The following is a 16132-nucleotide window of genomic DNA, read 5'->3' as shown; positions in this document are numbered from 1 at the left end:
GCCCGACGTAGTCCTTGCGCTCCGTTTCGTGACTGGTGCTCCGGTTTGAACCGGAGCACCAGTCACGAACTGGAGCGGATGCTCCATAGGGCGGCACCCAGCCGCGCGGCTAACCGAAGGCGGCGGTGGCCACCGTGAAGATCGCCAGCCCGGCCAGGGAGCCGACCACGGTGCCGTTGATCCGGATGAACTGCAGGTCCCTGCCCACCTGGAGTTCGATCTTCCGCGACGTCTCCTGAGCATCCCAGCGCTCCACCGTTTCGGTGATGACGGCGGCAATCTGGGAGCGATAGGTGCGGACCAGATACCCGGCGGCCTCCTCGATCCAGCCGTCGATCTTGGCCGCCAGCTCCGCATCGGTGGCCAGCCGGTGGCCGAAGTCTCCGACCGCCCGCTTGAACGTCAGGCTCAACCCGCTCTGGGGGTCCTCCACCGCCTCCAGCAGGGCGGTTTTCAGCGTCTCCCATGTGCGGGCCGCCAGGGAGCGCACTTCGGGGTCGCCCAGGGCGTTGTGTTTGATGGCCTCCACCCGGGCCATCATCTCGGGATCGTGCTGCAGGTCCTGCGCCAGGGAGTTCAGGTACCCGTCCAACTGCTGGCGCATCGGATGATCCGGGTCGGCCTGCACCGCGATGATGAACTTGTACAGCTCCAGATGCACCTTGTCGCCAACCAGCGAATCCAGGAACGGCGGGACCCAGGTCGGTGAGCGGTCGGACACCAGCCGCGCCACCGTGTCCTGGTTGTCCAGTACCCAGTCGGCGGCGCGGTCCAGCAGCAGATCCACCAGCTTCAGGTGGTGGCCGTCGCGCAGCACGTGCTCGGCCAGCCGGCCCAGCGGCGGTCCCCACTGCGGGTCGATCAGATGCCGGCGGGCCAGCGACTCAATCAGTTCCTGCACGTCCTCGTCATTGAGGACCGTCAAGGCTCCGCGGATGGCCGTGGCGCCCTCGCGGGCAATCCGTTCGGTGTTTTCCGGCCGTTCCAGCCAGAGGCCGGCCTTGGCAGTGATCCCAAGGGACCCGATCTTGGCCTTGACCACGTCCTCGGCCAGGAAATTCTCTTCCACGAACTGGCCCAGGCTGGCGCCGATCTGATCCTTGCGGCGCGGGATGATCGCGGTGTGCGGAATCTTCAGCCCCATCGGGTGTTTGAAGAGTGCGGTCACGGCGAACCAGTCCGCAAGCGCACCCACCATTCCGCCCTCGGCCGCGGCCCGGACATAGCTCAGCCACGGGTAGCGGTCCTGCAGCGCGAACGACACCACGAAGACCACCGCCAGAACCAGCAGCAACCCCGTGGCGAGCAGTTTCATCCGCCGCAGTCCTGCGGCACGGACGCTGTCGGGCAGCACGGCAAGCTGGCTCGTTCCGCCACCGGGGAGGTTGTCGGGGGCGTTGTGCGCCGCGTAGCCGACCGTCCGCCCTTCCGCCGTGTCAGGTGCGACGCCGCCGCCCGTCTGAGTGCCCATGTTGCCTCCGAAACCGAATTGCTGAACGATCATCGTTCGTTCACCCACCAGTCAACCCTACGGCGGGTCCGTATGTCCGGTCATCGCGTACGGTGAATTCATGCACCAGAGGATCTACGCCCACCGTGGTTCCAGTGAGCAGTATGCGGAGAATACGCGGGCCGCCTACCTGCAGGCGATCGCCGACGGGGCCGATGGGATCGAGTGCGATCTCCACCTGACCAAAGACCGCCGGCTGGTCTGTTTCCACGACTTCACGCTGGACCGCACCTCCACCGGCACCGGCAACGTGTCCGATCACACGCTGGACGAACTGCTGCAACTGGACGTCAGTTCGTGGAAGGGCACGCCGATTCCGGTCGAGTACGGCGGCACCGCCGACCAACTGGTGACACTGGACGACCTGGTGGATCTTATGCGCGACGCCGGCCGGCCGCTGGGCCTGGCCGTGGAGCTCAAGCACCCCAGCCCGTACGGGCAGGAGCTGGAGGACGAGGTGCTCAGGTACCTGATGGCGGAGGGCTGGGACCCGGAAACCTCCCGGCTGGACAACATCCAGCTGTCCTTCATGAGCTTCCACCCGGACGCCGTGAAGTACTTGGCCGACCACATACCGGGCCAGTATCTCTGCCAACTCCTGGATGACATCGACGCCGAAGAACTTAAAGCCAGCCTGATGATGGGCGAGTTGACCGTCGGCGCCGTCGCGGTACTGCTGCGACGGGCGCTGTCTGAAGGCGAAGGCCTGATCGAATCGCACCGCGTAGGCTGGGCCGGACCCGGCATCGATTACGTGCGCTCGCATCTGCCGCTCGTCCGGCGCTGGCTCGACGCCGGCACGCAGTTCCGCGTCTGGACGGTGGACGACCCGCAGGACGTGGAACTGTGCCGCGAGTTGGGTTTCGGCGAAATCACTACCAACCGGCCCGCCGCGGTCCGCCGACAGCTGCAGGCTGCACCGGCCTGAACAGCCGCTGCCGTAACCGGGTCCCTTGTGATTGAGTGGAGAGATGGCATCTCCAATTGAGGACTACGCACTCATATCGGATCTGCATACGGGAGCGCTGGTGTCCCGGTCCGGGAGCATGGACTGGCTCTGCCTTCCCCGCTTCGACTCGCCCAGCGTCTTTAGTGCGCTTCTCGGGCACCCCGGACACGGCCGCTGGCTGCTGGCGCCGGACGGTGCGCATCCGCAGAGCGGGGAAGCGATGGGGACGGGTGTACCCGGCGGCCTGAGCAGCGACCCGTTGGAAGTCCAGCGCAGCCAGCCGCCGGTCTCGACGCGCGAACAAGATGAAGCAGTCTCGGCGGCCGCGGAGAACCCCGGGCGGTCTGCGACGGACGAGGCGAAAAAGACTGCCGGAGTGCAGCCGGGGGCCGGGGAAGCCGGACAGTTTGGCGACGCGGCCGGCACCGCCGAAGCCGGCGCATCCCCGGCCGCCACCGGTGCAACCGAGGCGGGCGTATCCGTGGCTGCCACCGGCGTACGCGTGCCTTCCAGCGGCGGTCCGACGTCCGCCGAGTCGACGTCCGCGCGCTCCACCCTTACGGACACCCTGCCCCGCGGCGACCTTGCGCCGGCGCCGGCCGGAACCGAGACTGCAGGGGTCCGCACCGGCACCCCGGTCGCAGCAGAGGCAGCAGTGGCGGCAGAAGCAACGGAGGCGCCGTCCGCCGTCGTCGTTGAACGCTCTTATGTTCCGTCGACGTTTGTGCTGCAGACCCGCTGGAAGAGCGAAACAGGCGAGGCACTGGTGACGGAGTTCATGCCGGTGGGCGACCGCCGGGCGTCACTTGTCCGCCGCGTCGAGGGCCTTTCCGGCGAAATGACCATCCGGCAGGAACTGATCATGCGGTTCCACTACGGGGACGTGGTGCCGTGGGTGAACCGCGTGCACGACGAAGCCACCGGCCGGGAATCGATCGTCGCCATCGCCGGCCCGGACGCGCTGGTGCTGCACGGTGAGCGCCTGCCGCGCGCCGCGAACCGCCGGCACGAGGGCGAATTCACGGTCAAGGCCGGCGAGACGGTCGATTTCGAGCTGTGCTGGTTCCCGTCCCACCGGACGGTGCCGCCGGCGATCGACGTCGACACGGCGCTGACGGAAACGGTGCGCTACTGGCAGACCTGGTGCTCACGGTTCCCGCCGCAGGGGGATTACCACGGCATCGTCAAGCGTTCCCTGCTGGTGCTGCGCGCCATGACGCACGAGACCACCGGCGGGATCGTCGCCGCGCCGACTACCTCGCTGCCGGAGTCCTTCGGCGGGGAACGGAACTGGGACTACCGCTACGTCTGGCTCCGCGATGCCGCGCTGACGCTCGAATCGATGATGACACACGGCTACGAAGACGAGGCGCTGCAGTGGCGCAACTGGCTGCTGCGCGCGGTGGCCGGAGACCCGGAAGACCTGCAGATCATGTACGGGGTGGCCGGCGAACGCGACCTGGAGGAACGGATCATCCCGCACCTTCCCGGGTATGAAGGGTCGGCGCCGGTGCGGGTGGGAAACGGCGCGGTGGGCCAGTACCAGGCGGACGTGATCGGCGAGGTCATGGTCGCGCTGGAGAAGCTGCGCAACATGGGCGGCACCGAGGACCACTTCTCCTGGCCGCTGCAGAAGGCCATGCTGCACTACATCGAGAAGCACTTCGACCAGAAGGACCAGGGCATCTGGGAGATGCGGGGCGAACGGAAGTACTTCACCCACTCGCGGGTGATGATGTGGGCGGCGTTCGACCGCGGCGTGCGGGCGGTGCAGGAGCACGGCCTGGACGGCGAAGCCGAGCACTGGGCGCAGCTGCGGGACAAGCTGCGCGAAGAGATCATGGAGCACGGCTTCAACCGGGAGATCAACTCCTTCACCCAGAGCTACGACACTACCGAGGTGGACGCATCGCTGCTGGTGCTGCCGCAGGTGGGCTTCGTGAAGTACGACGACGACCTGATGCTGGGTACCGTCGCCCGCCTGGAGCGGGAACTCGTGGATGCGGACGGACTGATCCTGCGCTACCGGACCGAGTCGGGGGTGGACGGTCTGGCTCCGGGCGAGCACCCGTTCCTGGCCTGTTGCTTCTGGCTGGTGGAACAGTATGCCCGCTCCGGGCGCATCGGCGACGCCCGCGACCTGATGGACCGGCTGGTCGGTTACGCGAACGACCTGGGGCTGATGGCCGAGGAGTACGACACCGCGAACAAACGCATGGCCGGCAACTTCCCGCAGGCGTTCTCGCACCTGGCGCTGATCCGTGCGGCGGACGCGATCAACGGCCACGCGCAGGAAGCGGTGTAGCCGCAGCCGCTTAGCCGCAGCCGCTTCCAGGGACCGTTTCCACAGTTTCCACAGCGATATCCACGGTTGGGGCGGCGGCGGGGCGGCTGCCTTCCCGGCTACTGTAGACGGGTGAAGTTTCTCCAGTCCCCGGCCGTGAAAGTGGGGCTGTCCATCTCCATCGCCACCGGGCTGTACGGGGTGTCGTTCGGCGCCTTGTCGGTGGCATCGGGGCTCGACCTCTGGCAGACCATGGCGCTGAGCCTGCTGCTGTTCAGCGGCGGCTCCCAGTTCGCGTTCATCGGGGTGATCGGCGGAGGCGGGACCGGTCTGGCCGCGATGACCGCTTCTGCCCTGTTGGGCATCCGCAACGGCATCTATGGCATGCAGATGAACGCGCTCGTCTCCCCGTCCCGCTGGTGGCGGCCGCTGGCCGCCCACGTGACCATTGACGAATCCACCGCGACGGCGTCCGGCCAGGACAACCCCGGCGAGCAGCGGCGCGGTTTTTGGACCGCTGGCGTGGGTATATTCCTGCTCTGGAATCTGTTCACGCTGGTGGGGGCGTTGGCCGGCAACGCGTTGGGCGATCCGAGGCAGTGGGGGCTGGACGGGGCCGCCGTCGCCGCGTTCCTGGCGCTGCTGTGGCCGAGGCTGAAAGGCAAGGAACCGGCCGCCATTGCGGTTGCCTGCGCCCTGGCCACGCTGCTGGCCGTGCCGTTCGTGCCCAGCGGAGTGCCCATCCTGGTGGCGGCGGCGGTTGCGGCCGCCATCGGCTGGTTCACCCACAAACCCATTCCCGCCGGGCTGGCGCCGGACATCGAGCCCTATGACGAGCCGTATTCCGAGCACGACGGGTCCCACACGCTCGCCGGGTCCGAGCGCCGTGCGGCGGGCCGCGACGATCCGGCCGGCAGCGGGGACGGAAGGGAGGCGCCATGAGCCTGTGGATCTGGATAGTGGCCGCCTGCGCCATCTCCTACCTCACCAAGCTGGCCGGCTATCTGGTGCCCGCCAGGTGGATGAAGAACCAGCGCATGTCCCGGGTCGCCGCCACCATGACCATCGGCCTGCTCGCGTCGCTGACCGTCGTCAACGCCTTCTCCACCGGCCAGCACCTGGCGTTCGACGCCCGGGTCGGGGCGCTGCTGGCCGCCGCGGTCGCGCTGCTGCTGCGCGCCCCGTTCCTGGTGGTGGTCATCGCCGGCGCCGCCGCCGCCGCACTGCTCCGCCTGGCCGGCTGGGGATAACAGTAATCTGCTGGGGGGACGGCGGCCGGCTGGGTAAGGCGCCGACGATTGTGCTTGCGGGCGGCGCACCACGGCGCCGCGGCTTAAGGCAGGTTGACGACGGCGGTTCGCACCGCCGTCGTCAAGCATCCGGTAAGGGGTCAGTCAGCGATCTTGGCGACCAGCCGGCCGACGACTTCGCCCCTCTTCAGCTTCTCCAGGCCTTCCGGGATGTCCTCGAAGGTGATCTCGGTGATGGTCGGCGTGAGCTTGCCGGTGGCGAAGTAATCGTAGACGCCCTGCACGTCGTCGCGGGTGCCGCCCTGCGAGCCGACCAGGGTGACCTCGGAGAGAATCAGGGCCTTGGTGCTGATGGTCGACTCCAGCCGGCCCATGCCGACCTGGACCACGCGGCCGCCGGGGCGGACCGTCTCGATGGCCTCGGCGGTGGTTGTGCCGAAGCCGGCAAAATCGACGACGACGTCCAGGCCGATCTCCTGGAACTCGGCGATGGACTTCGCCACGTCCTTGGCGCCGATCTCCTTGGCCTGGTCCCAGATCTTCTCGTTGACCTCGGCGACGTAGACCTCCGCGCCGGCCAGCACGGCCACGCGGGCGCCAATGGAGCCCAGGCCGCCGAAGCCGATGATGCCGACCTTGTCGCCGGCCTTGACCTGGCCGTTGGCGATGACGGCGTGGTGGCTGGTCATGCCGGCATCGGTGCCGGCCGCACCCTGGGCGAAGCTGACGTTGTCCGGAATGCGGACCAGAGCCTGCTGGTCGATGGCAGTCTTAAAGGAGAAGCCGCCGTCGAAGGCGTAGCCGGGAGCGCCGGCCGGAGTCGTGGGGCAGCAGCCCACGCGGTCGCCGACCTTCCAGTCGGTGACGCCTTCCCCGACCTCGGTGATGACCCCGGCCACCTCATGGCCGAGGGTGATGGGGCGCTTGGCCAGCGTCGAGAGCCAGCCCTCGTCCTCAAGCATGCCGACATCCGAGTGGCACAACCCGGCCGACTTAATGTCGATGACGACACCGCCGGGTGCGGCGGTCGGCTCCTCGACCTCATTCAGTTCAAGCGGCTCGTGGGTGTTGGTAAATTGCCAGGCTTTCATGGGGTCTCCTGTGGCTCGGCGCGGATGGTGGCATTCCGCGGGCGACCGGTGGAACGGACCGGCGGAACGGTGCGGGTGCGAAACCCGCATGTCCAGCCTAGCTCCGAAACCCGGCAATTTTTATGCAAATGCATGTAAAGTCCGTCACGTCCGGTGCTGCAGAAGGCCCCGTGGTTGCGGCAGGTGACACCGAACCTGTGCGCCGGCACGGGTGCTGTGGAAGACTGAAGCCATGCTTGTAGCCTTCTCTGTTGCACCCTCCGGGGTGCCCGTCGCCGGTCCCGCACCCCACGATGCCTCGGTCCATGACGCGGTTGCCGAGGCCGTCCGGATCGTCCGCGAATCCGGGCTGCCAAACCACACGGACGCGATGTTCACCACCATCGAGGGCGAGTGGGACGAGGTAATGGACGTGATCAAGCGTGCCACCGAGGCCGTAGGCCGTCACGGATCGCGCGTGTCCCTGGTGCTCAAGGCGGACATTCGTCCGGGATACTACGGCGAGCTCAACGGCAAGGTGGACCGCCTGGAGGCTGCCATCGCCGAGCAGGAGCAGCAGTGACCGTCCAGCCGGGCCTGCCGGACGTCGATCCGAAAGCGGCGTGGACCGCCGTCGAAGATTACCTGACCGTCACCTTGGTGGGGGAGGACCAGTCCCAGGTCGCAGCCAGGGAGGGTGCCGCGCAAGAAGGCCTGCCGGCGATCGAGGTGAGCGCAACCCAAGGCAAGCTGCTGATGCTGCTGGCCCGGCTGCGCGGTGCCCGCAAGGTGCTGGAGATCGGCACGCTGGGCGGGTACAGCACCATCTGGTTGGCCCGCGGACTGCCGGACGACGGCGAAGTGGTCAGCTGCGAGTACGAACCGCGGCACGCCGAGGTGGCGCAGCGGAACCTGGAGGCAGCCGGCGTCGCGGACAAGGTCAGCATCCGGGTGGGCGCGGCACTGGATACCCTGCCGCGGCTGGCCGAAGCGGGCGTCGGGCCGTTCGACCTCGTGTTTATCGACGCGGACAAGGAAAACAACCGGAACTACGTGGAGTGGGCCCTGCGGCTGACTCGTCCCGGCAGCCTTATCGTGGTGGACAACGTCGTCCGGTCGGGCAAGGTGCTGACCGACGGCGGCGACGCCGGCGCGGAGGACCGCGACATCCGCGGCACCCGGGATGCGCTGGCGCTGCTGGGCTCCGACCCGCGCCTGGACGCCACGGCGATCCAGACCGTGGGCGGCAAGGGCTGGGACGGCTTCGCGCTGGCGCTGGTCAAGTAGCCGATGGCGCGGCGAAGCACCCGTGCCGAGGCGGCACGGGAGCCGGAGGCGTCCGGCGGGCCGGCCGAGGGACGCTATGAGATTTCCTCCGGGACAGCCGAGCTGGTCCGCGAGCCCGACTCGGCGGACAGCTGGCTGCTCAAGATCAACGGCGTCCAGTCCTCCCACGTGGTGGTCGGCGATCCGCTGCGGCTGGACTTCGAATACATGCGCTGGATGGCGGCGCTGATCGCATCCCGATGGGGACCCGGGGCTAAGCTTCGGGCCCTGCACCTGGGCGGCGGGGCGTGCTCGATGGCCCGCTACCTGGCGGCCGCGTACCCGGAGGCGCGCCAGGTAGTGGTCGAGATCGACGCGAAGCTGGCCGACCTCGTGCGCCAGTGGTTCGACATCCCGCGTGCGCCGTTGGTGCGCATCCGGGTGGGTGAAGCAAGGGAGGTCACCGAATCACTGAGCGAGGACAGCCGGGACCTGGTGGTCCGCGACGTCTTCTCCGGCAGCGAGACCCCGTACGGACTGACCACGCTGGAATTCACCCGGGCGGTGCGGCGAGTCCTCTCACCCGGCGGGGTCTACCTGGTGAACTGCGGCGACACGCCACGGCTGATCGGTGCCCGCGAGGAGGCGGCGACCATCGGCGAGGTTTTCGAGCACCGGGTGATCATCGCCGACCCGCCGATGCTCAAGGGCCGCCGGCACGGAAACGTGGTCATCGCTGCCAGCGACCAGCCGCTGGAAACCGGTCCCGGACTCGTCCGGGAGTTGCTGCACGGTGCCATGCCGGCACAGCTGTGGGACGGGCCGAGAGTGGAGAAGTTTTGCAGAGGATCGGCGATCCGGCAAGACCGGCCGGCCAATTAGGACCTTTCCCGGAACGTTATGACTTCGGCCGGAATTTGTTTGTAAGATGGACAAGAACGGCCGTGCAGCGGCCGTACCAGGCCCGGGAGCGAGCCGCTTGCGGCTGGCTCTCCGGAGGCAGGCATGGAAAGAACGGCTTCGACACTATGGATGGTGGCTGGAGCGCTATGTCTGCTCAGCCGGATTTGATCCGGCGCCGGATGCCGGGTGCTGAGAACCTAATCCCCCCAAGTTAGGTCCAGTGCCCGGCATCTCGGTCATTAATCCTTTCACCGGATGCCGGTTCCCTTCCCCATCAGCTCGGCTTCCCTGCTGCGGGTCTCGCGCCTGAGCGCATCGACGACCGCCGCCACCGCCGGTTGCCGCAGCGACTCCGGCCGCGCCACCAGCCAGTAGCCGAGCCGCTCCTCCAGTTCCCCCGGCAGGATCCGGACCAGGTCCGGATGGCGGTTGGCCATGAAGCACGGCAGCAGGCCGAGGCCGGCACCGGCACGGGTTGCCTCGACGTGGACGAACACGTTGGTGGAACCCAGGGCCGTGGACATCGCAGGCAGCAAACGGCGCGGGGCGTCGAGGTCGTCAACCTGCAGCATGGAGTCGACGAAATAGACCAACGGGTGGTTCATGGCCACGCGCACGCTGTCCGGTACTCCGTGTTCGGCCAGATAATCACGGGAGCCGTAGAGACCCAGGACATAGTTGCCCAGCCGGATGGATCGCGCGCGGATCACCTGCGGCCGCCCGACGACGACTTCGAAGTCCAGGCCCGGCCGGTGTTGCGTGGCCCGGCGGGCGGCGGTAACGATCTCCACGCTGAGCCTGGGATGGCGCTGCTGCAGGCGCGCGATCGCCGGGGCGGCGACGAACGCGCTGAAACCGTCGGTGGCCGACATTCGCACCACACCGGCCAGTCGGTCCGCCTGATCCGGTGTGCGGCCAAGCTCCGTGAGCGATTCTTCGATCCGCTCGGCGACCGCTGCCGCCTTGCGGCCCAGGTCGGTCAACTCCCAGCCGCCCGGCGCCCCGGAGAACACGCGGCCGCCCAGGGCCTTTTCGACGGCGGCGATTCTGCGCGAGACGGTGGTGTGGTTCAGGCCCAGGTTCTCGGCCGCCACGGTATACCGGCCGGTGCGGGCGACGGCGAGGAGGATGATCAGGTCGTCCGGCTTGGCGGACTGCGGCGCGGGAGGCATATCTGCATCTTTGCAGACCATGCCTGCAAAGTTTGTCATTGATGCACATGCGGGAGCGGGGAATACTCGGCTACGTCTGATTGTGACCACACTCACAGCGTGCGGGGGGAGTCCCGGCGGCGAACGCCGCATTAACCGCACGCCATGCAAGGAGAATGATGAGCGCCCACGCTACCCCCACCGGACCCGGATCCGGCGCGACGCACGAGTCGCCGCCGTCGGTCCTGCGCAAGGTCGTCACCGCTTCCATGGCCGGCACGGTCGTGGAATGGTACGAGTTCTTCCTCTATGCCACGGCGGCCACGCTGGTGTTCGGCGCCCTGTTCTTCCCGAATGCGGGCACCGAACTGGACGCGATCATCGCCGCCTTCGTCACGTTCGCCGTCGGCTTCATTGCCCGGCCGCTGGGCGGGATCGTGTTCGGCCACTTCGGTGACAAGCTGGGCCGGAAGAAGTTGCTGCAGGTGAGCATCATCCTGATCGGTGCCGCCACGTTCCTGATGGGCTGCCTGCCAGGGTTCGACCAGATCGGGTATTGGGCGCCGGGCCTGCTGGTGGTGCTGCGGTTCGTCCAGGGCTTTGCCATCGGCGGCGAATGGGGCGGCGCGGTACTCCTGGTGGCCGAGCACAGCCCGGCAGCCAAGCGCGGCTTCTGGGCGTCCTGGCCGCAGGCGGGCGTGCCGATGGGCAACATGCTGGCCACGGTAGTGCTGTGGGTGATGTCCGGCATCCTCTCCGAGGCCGAGTTCCAGGCCTGGGGCTGGCGCGTCGCCTTCTGGCTCTCTGCAGTCATCGTGCTCGTCGGCTACTACATCCGCACCAAGGTCACCGAGGCGCCGATCTTCCTGGAGGCCCAGGCCGAGTCCGCCAAGGTGAAGTCCACGTCTTACGGCGTCGTGGAAGTGATGAAGAAGTACCCGCGCGGCGTGTTCACTGCCATGGGGCTGCGCGTAGCGGAGAACATCATCTACTACATCGTGGTGGCCTTCTCCATCACGTACCTGAAGACCGTTCACGACTTCGACGTCACCACGGTGCTGGGCCTGCTGATCCTGGCGCACGCCTTCCACTTCGTCGTGATCCCGTTCTACGGGCGCCTGTCGGACAACATCGGCCGCCGCCCGGTCTACATGGCCGGCGCCGTGCTGTCGGGGGTCTGGGCCTTCGTCGCCTTCCCGATGTTCGACACGCAGAACCCGATCATCATCTTGGCCGCAATCTTCCTGGGCCTTGCCGTGCACGGGCTGATGTATGCGGGGCAGCCGGCCATCATGGCCGAGATGTTCCCGACCAGGATGCGCTACTCCGGTGTCTCGCTGGGCTACCAGGTGACGTCGATCTTCGCCGGTTCGCTCGCCCCCATCATCGCTTCCACGCTGCTGAAGGACTTCGAGCACTGGCTGCCGGTTGCCCTGTACCTGGTGGTCGCGTCGGCCATCACCGTCGTGGCGGTGATCTTCACCCGCGAAACGAAGGGCGCCTCCCTGCGCGACCTGGACCGGGCCGACCTGGCACGCACGGAAGCAGAAGTGCGGGCCCAGGCCTAGTCGCAACGGCGCAAGCCAAGCGAGTAAAACCGAAGGGACCGGTACCACCCGTTGCGGGCGGTACCGGTCCCTTTCGCCTCGACGGACCTGGGGTCAGCGGAAGCCAATGAGCTGCTCAACCGGGCCCATGCCGAAGAAGAGCACGAAGGCCGCGGCCACCGCCCACATCAGCGGGTGGATGTCCTTGGCCCGGCCCTGGAACGTGCGCACCAGCACGTAGGCGATAAAGCCCGCGCCCAGGCCGTTGGCGATGGAATACGTGAAGGGCATGAGCGTGAAGGTCAGGAAGGCGGGGATGGCCACGCCCCAGTCGGACCAGTCGATCTTGCCCACCTGCGACACCATCATGAAACCGACGACGACGAGCGCCGGCGCCACCGCCTCGAACGGAACCAGCGAAATCAGCGGCGTGAAGAACATGGCGATCAGGAACAGCAGGCCGGTGACAACGTTGGCCAGGCCGGTGCGCGCGCCCTCGCCGATCCCGGCGCCGGACTCGACGTAGATCTGGTTGGACGAGACGGATCCCGCGCCGCCGGCGATGGCGCCCACGGCGTCGACCATCAGGACGCGGTCGACGTTCGGGATGTTGCCCTCTTTGTCCGTCAGCCCGGCCTCGTTGGCCAGGCCGACCATGGTGCCCATGGCGTCGAAGAAGATGCTCAGCAGGATCGCAAACGCCAGCAGGGAAGCGGCGGTGACGCCCAGCGTCCCGAATGCACCGAAGAGGCTGGCCTGGCCGATCAGGCTGAGGTCGGGCAGCCCCACCCAACTGCCGCTCGGCAGCTCGGGCACTACCAGGGACCATCCCAGCGGATTGGGGCCGTCGGGACCCATCGACGGGCCGACGTCGGCCACCGCTTCGATGACCACCGCGAGCACGGTGGCGGCGATGACGCCGATCAGGATGCCGCCCTTGACCTTCTTGACCACCAGGGCGATCGTCAGGATGAGGCCGACGACGAAGACGAGGATCGGCCAGCCCAGCAGCACGCCGTCGAACCCGAGCCCCACCGGAACGGTGGTGCCCGCCGCGTCCGGAATGCGGCGGATGAAGCCGGCATTGACCAGGCCGATCAGGGCAATGAACATGCCGATTCCCACCACGATGGCGGTCTTGAGGCTTTGCGGCACGGCATTGAACACCGCGGTCCGGAAACCGGTCAGGACCAGGATCAGCATGGTGATGCCGGAGAGGATCACCAGGCCCATCACGTCCGGCCAGGTCAGGCCCGGATTGGTCGCAACGGTGATGGCGATGAAGGCGTTGACGCCCAGGCCCGTGGCCAGGGCGAACGGGTACTTGGCCCACGCCCCCATCACGATCGTCAGCACTCCGGCCACGAGGGCCGTGACCGCCGCGACGCGTTCGGCGCCGAGCATGGCGCCGGTTGAATCGGCGCCGCCCAGGACCAGCGGGTTCAGCACCACGATGTAGCTCATCGCGAAGAACGTGGCCAGGCCGCCGCGGATTTCGCGCGAATAGTTGGAGCCGCGCTTGGTGATCTCGAAATAGCGGTCGAGCACCGAAGTCTTGGCGGCTACTGCTCCCTTTTGGGGCATGGGGGATGTCCTCCACAGGTAAGTGGTATGGTCAGGGATTTCCCCAAAATTCTAGCCCCTGCGGCACGCGGCGGCGTACGGTGCCGCTGTTTCCCGCCTGCCCGGCGTCAGGCGACTAGCGTACGGCGCCGCTGTTTTCCCGCCGCCCCGCGTCTAGCGGAGAGCGTACGGTGCCGCTGTTTTCCCGCCCGCCCGGCGTCAGGCGACGGCCGGCCGGGAGGTGGAAGCGATGGCGCTGCCGGCCACCTTCGCCTGCCGGATGATGTCCCGTGTGCTCGGCGCCAGCAGATCCGCCACTCCGACCAGGTAGAGGCCGATCGCTTTCAGGACGGTGGCGAGGTTTGCGCCGGCCGCGATGCCCAGGCTCCGGAGCAGCCGGCGCATCTGGTTCTGCGCGCAGCCCGTCAGCACGACGGAATCGGCGACCAGCAAGCCGTTTTCGGTGCGGATGACCCACTTCTGGTTCTTGTCCCTGCTCATCGCGGGTGCGTGGGCCACAGAGGCAGCCGGTGGCCTGGACGGGTCCGCCGGTGCCGCCGACGCTGGTTTTTCCGACGTCTTGGTGACGCCGCAGACATGGGTGCTGTGGCGGATGTCCAGCGCATGGCTGGCGGCGTACGCCTGCAGCAACCGCAGCAGGTCGTTGCGCTCGCTCCGGTGCGTCGAGTCCGCCAGCGTGGACCTGCGTCCCTGGTCGGCCGGCTGGGGGAGCAACCCCTCAACGACGATTGACGACACGCCCTGGCGGCTGAGCTCGCTCGCCACGGCCAGTCCGGGCAGCCCGGAACCGATGACCACCGCGGTGGTGTATTCGGTAGGCACTTCTGGTACGGAAACGCCACTCACTGCACGGACTCCTTGTACGGTAGCGAGAACCTCGGGCGGCGAAAGGACGCCCGCACACGCATTGTGAAACTGTTATTTAACACAATTTTCATCGAAGCCTACATAACTTTTCGGCCACTGAGAAGCGCTTTGTTGCAGAGTAAGCTGAGGGTAGCGGGCGAGGATGCCCGTGCGACGTTGAGGGAGGCGGAACGAATGACAGAAGCCACAGGTTCAGACGCCGGACAGGGCGCGGCACCCCGCGGCATTGTCGTCGGAGTTGACGGCTCCGATCAGAGCATCTGCGCGTTGGTTTGGGCTGCGGAGGAGGCGCAACGGCGCAGAACCCCGCTGCACGTCGTGACCGCCTACACCGTTCCGGTCTTCGCTGCCTCCAGCATGGACGCCGGCTATGCCACCCTGGACGATTCGGTGATCCGCGAAGGCGCCGAAGCCGTGCTCGAGCAGGCGGTGTCCAAAGTTACCGGTTACGGCCTGGACATCGATGCGCGGGTGGAAACCGGCGACGCCGCCGGGGTGCTGCTGGAGCTCTCGGAACAGGCCGAGCTGGTCGTGGTCGGTACGCGCGGCCGCGGTGGTTTCATGGGCCGGTTGCTGGGCTCCGTGAGCAGCGCCGTCCCGGCCCACGCTTCCTGTCCGACGGTGACGATTCCGCTGGCCTGCGCGCCGCGTCTCGGTGACCTGGACATCGAGCTTCCCCGGTCCAAGGACCAGGCGATCCGCCCCGAGGACATCCAGAAGGTCGTCGTGGTCGGGGTTGATGGTTCAGAGCAGGCCCGCAACGCCACCCTGGTCGCCGCAGAGCAGGCCGAGCGGCTCGGCTATCCGCTGAAGGTCATCTGCGCCATGCCACCGTTCACGGGCTCGCTGGCGTGGGTGCCGGCACCGCTGGACCGCGAAGCGCTCTATGCGGATATCCGTGAGCAGCTCGACGCCGGCGTGGCGTGGCTCAAGAGCCACTTCCCCGATCTGCGCGTCACCGGTGAAGTGCAGGACGGCTCCCCGGTAGAACTGTTGATCGAGGCGTCACGCACCGCCGAACTGCTGGTGGTTGGTACCCGCGGCCGCGGCGGCTTCGCCGGCATGCTGCTCGGCTCCACCAGCCAGGGCGTGCTGCACCATGCCAAGGGCCCCGTCATGGTGGTGCCGGACAAGCATGACCCTCGCCTGGACGACCGCCGCAACTTCGGCCCCCTGCCCGACGCCGAATAACCGCAGGTAGCAGAAGGGCGGGCCCGGAACCTCAAAGGTTCCGGGCCCGCCCCTTTTAAGCAGTGCAGGCTAGACGGCCCAGCGGGCGCCGACCGTGTGCAGCTTGCCGTACATGTGGCTGATATTGGTCACCGTCAGACCATCCTTGTCGTTTAGCGCATGGACGACTTGCCAGTTGCCGATGTAGATCGCCACGTGCCAGATGGCATTCGGCTCGCCCCAGAAGACCAGGTCGCCGGGCTGAAGTTGGGCGAGCGGCACCTTGTGCGGTGCGGAGTCGAGCTGGTCCTGCGCCACGCGGGGCAGGTAGCGACCGGCGCTGCCAAACGCCGCCTGCGTCAGTCCCGAGCAGTCGTAGCCCCACGGCCCGCTGCCGCCCCAATCGTAGAAGCTCTTGTTGTTCGCCTGCTTGGCCATCGCGAAGTTGATGGCAGCGTTGGCGATGCCCGCGTTGCTGCCGGGGGCCGGTGCCGGTGCCGGCGGTGCCGAATCCGGCTTGGGCTTCGGGGCCGGTTGAGGGGCCGGCGGCGGAGGCGGGGCCGGGGCAGGCGTCGAGGGCC

The 16132-nt window shown here is 67.6% G+C and carries 15 protein-coding genes; 9 read left to right on the top strand and 6 right to left on the bottom strand.

All coding sequences use genetic code 11. The features are described 5' to 3' along the window. Positions 1–109: 109 nt before the first annotated feature. Positions 110–1315 carry a DUF445 domain-containing protein gene (locus AC5RUH_RS12095; RefSeq protein WP_494002340.1) on the bottom strand — a complete coding sequence of 402 codons (1206 nt, stop codon included), beginning with the start codon at positions 1313–1315 and terminating at the stop codon, positions 110–112. Positions 1316–1571: 256 nt separating this feature from the next. Between AC5RUH_RS12095 and AC5RUH_RS12090 the strand changes: the two genes are divergently transcribed. From AC5RUH_RS12090 to AC5RUH_RS12075, 4 genes are all read left to right on the top strand, one after another. Next, positions 1572–2438 (top strand): glycerophosphodiester phosphodiesterase family protein, encoded by an 867-nt coding sequence (locus AC5RUH_RS12090; protein ID WP_494128693.1) that lies wholly within the window; start codon positions 1572–1574, stop codon positions 2436–2438. Between the two features lie 43 nt (positions 2439–2481). Continuing rightward, the gene (locus AC5RUH_RS12085; protein ID WP_494128692.1) at positions 2482–4764 is read left to right on the top strand and encodes a glycoside hydrolase family 15 protein; all 2283 of its coding nucleotides are present in this window, start codon (positions 2482–2484) and stop codon (positions 4762–4764) included. A 111-nt stretch (positions 4765–4875) separates the two neighbouring features. Continuing rightward, on the top strand, positions 4876–5685 hold the full coding sequence (locus tag AC5RUH_RS12080) for an AzlC family ABC transporter permease (RefSeq protein WP_494128691.1): 810 nt from the start codon (positions 4876–4878) through the stop codon (positions 5683–5685). After that, positions 5682–5993: an AzlD domain-containing protein gene (locus tag AC5RUH_RS12075; protein WP_494013344.1), complete on the top strand. Its 312-nt coding sequence runs from the start codon at positions 5682–5684 to the stop codon at positions 5991–5993. Before AC5RUH_RS12080 ends, AC5RUH_RS12075 begins: the two co-directional genes overlap by 4 nt. Positions 5994–6133: 140 nt before the next feature. Here AC5RUH_RS12075 and AC5RUH_RS12070 read toward each other — a convergent pair whose 3' ends face one another. Then, complete coding sequence (locus AC5RUH_RS12070; RefSeq protein ID WP_494128690.1) at positions 6134–7084, bottom strand: zinc-binding dehydrogenase; 951 nt, start codon at positions 7082–7084, stop codon at positions 6134–6136. Between the two features lie 232 nt (positions 7085–7316). On the opposite strand from AC5RUH_RS12070, the gene AC5RUH_RS12065 reads away from it, so the two are divergent. Genes AC5RUH_RS12065 through AC5RUH_RS12055 form a run of 3 tightly spaced genes read left to right on the top strand, consistent with a single transcriptional unit; the run spans position 7317 to position 9211 of the window. Continuing rightward, a complete protein-coding gene (locus tag AC5RUH_RS12065; protein ID WP_494001978.1) occupies positions 7317–7646 on the top strand; it encodes a thiamine-binding protein in 330 nt (109 codons plus the stop codon). Beyond that, on the top strand, positions 7643–8350 hold the full coding sequence (locus AC5RUH_RS12060) for an O-methyltransferase (RefSeq protein WP_494128689.1): 708 nt from the start codon (positions 7643–7645) through the stop codon (positions 8348–8350). Before AC5RUH_RS12065 ends, AC5RUH_RS12060 begins: the two co-directional genes overlap by 4 nt. Positions 8351–8353: 3 nt before the next feature. Continuing rightward, complete coding sequence (locus tag AC5RUH_RS12055) at positions 8354–9211, top strand: spermidine synthase (RefSeq protein ID WP_494013340.1); 858 nt, start codon at positions 8354–8356, stop codon at positions 9209–9211. Positions 9212–9480: 269 nt separating this feature from the next. Here AC5RUH_RS12055 and AC5RUH_RS12050 read toward each other — a convergent pair whose 3' ends face one another. Beyond that, positions 9481–10404, bottom strand: coding sequence for a LysR family transcriptional regulator (locus tag AC5RUH_RS12050; RefSeq protein ID WP_494075917.1), 924 nt, complete (start codon positions 10402–10404; stop codon positions 9481–9483). A 158-nt stretch (positions 10405–10562) separates the two neighbouring features. On the opposite strand from AC5RUH_RS12050, the gene AC5RUH_RS12045 reads away from it, so the two are divergent. Continuing rightward, positions 10563–11951: an MFS transporter gene (locus AC5RUH_RS12045; protein ID WP_493978385.1), complete on the top strand. Its 1389-nt coding sequence runs from the start codon at positions 10563–10565 to the stop codon at positions 11949–11951. A 93-nt stretch (positions 11952–12044) separates the two neighbouring features. Here AC5RUH_RS12045 and AC5RUH_RS12040 read toward each other — a convergent pair whose 3' ends face one another. Next, positions 12045–13514: an NCS2 family permease gene (locus AC5RUH_RS12040; RefSeq protein ID WP_494001983.1), complete on the bottom strand. Its 1470-nt coding sequence runs from the start codon at positions 13512–13514 to the stop codon at positions 12045–12047. Positions 13515–13712: 198 nt separating this feature from the next. Next, positions 13713–14360 carry an FAD-binding protein gene (locus tag AC5RUH_RS12035; protein ID WP_494128688.1) on the bottom strand — a complete coding sequence of 216 codons (648 nt, stop codon included), beginning with the start codon at positions 14358–14360 and terminating at the stop codon, positions 13713–13715. 195 nt (positions 14361–14555) lie between these two features. Between AC5RUH_RS12035 and AC5RUH_RS12030 the strand changes: the two genes are divergently transcribed. Next, on the top strand, positions 14556–15572 hold the full coding sequence (locus AC5RUH_RS12030; protein WP_494024867.1) for a universal stress protein: 1017 nt from the start codon (positions 14556–14558) through the stop codon (positions 15570–15572). 69 nt (positions 15573–15641) lie between these two features. Here AC5RUH_RS12030 and AC5RUH_RS12025 read toward each other — a convergent pair. Beyond that, on the bottom strand, positions 15642–16132 hold a 491-nt coding region (locus AC5RUH_RS12025; RefSeq protein WP_494128687.1), incomplete at its 5' end, for a C40 family peptidase.

It is taken from the genome of Arthrobacter sp. Y3223166 (assembly GCF_059090935.1).
The sequence above is the reverse complement of the archived record's forward strand: the minus strand, read 5'-3'. Positions and strand labels throughout refer to the sequence as shown.

Excerpts from the sequence above, each read along its gene's own strand:
- AC5RUH_RS12095 (WP_494002340.1), bottom strand. The coding sequence starts at position 1,315 with ATGAAACTGCTCGCCACGGGGTTGCTGCTGGTTCTGGCGGTGGTCTTC.
- AC5RUH_RS12090 (WP_494128693.1), top strand. The coding sequence starts at position 1,572 with ATGCACCAGAGGATCTACGCCCACCGTGGTTCCAGTGAGCAGTATGCG.
- AC5RUH_RS12085 (WP_494128692.1), top strand. The coding sequence starts at position 2,482 with ATGGCATCTCCAATTGAGGACTACGCACTCATATCGGATCTGCATACG.
- AC5RUH_RS12075 (WP_494013344.1), top strand. The coding sequence starts at position 5,682 with ATGAGCCTGTGGATCTGGATAGTGGCCGCCTGCGCCATCTCCTACCTC.
- AC5RUH_RS12070 (WP_494128690.1), bottom strand. The coding sequence starts at position 7,084 with ATGAAAGCCTGGCAATTTACCAACACCCACGAGCCGCTTGAACTGAAT.
- AC5RUH_RS12065 (WP_494001978.1), top strand. The coding sequence starts at position 7,317 with ATGCTTGTAGCCTTCTCTGTTGCACCCTCCGGGGTGCCCGTCGCCGGT.
- AC5RUH_RS12055 (WP_494013340.1), top strand. The coding sequence starts at position 8,354 with ATGGCGCGGCGAAGCACCCGTGCCGAGGCGGCACGGGAGCCGGAGGCG.
- AC5RUH_RS12050 (WP_494075917.1), bottom strand. The coding sequence starts at position 10,404 with ATGCCTCCCGCGCCGCAGTCCGCCAAGCCGGACGACCTGATCATCCTC.
- AC5RUH_RS12045 (WP_493978385.1), top strand. The coding sequence starts at position 10,563 with ATGAGCGCCCACGCTACCCCCACCGGACCCGGATCCGGCGCGACGCAC.
- AC5RUH_RS12040 (WP_494001983.1), bottom strand. The coding sequence starts at position 13,514 with ATGCCCCAAAAGGGAGCAGTAGCCGCCAAGACTTCGGTGCTCGACCGC.
- AC5RUH_RS12030 (WP_494024867.1), top strand. The coding sequence starts at position 14,556 with ATGACAGAAGCCACAGGTTCAGACGCCGGACAGGGCGCGGCACCCCGC.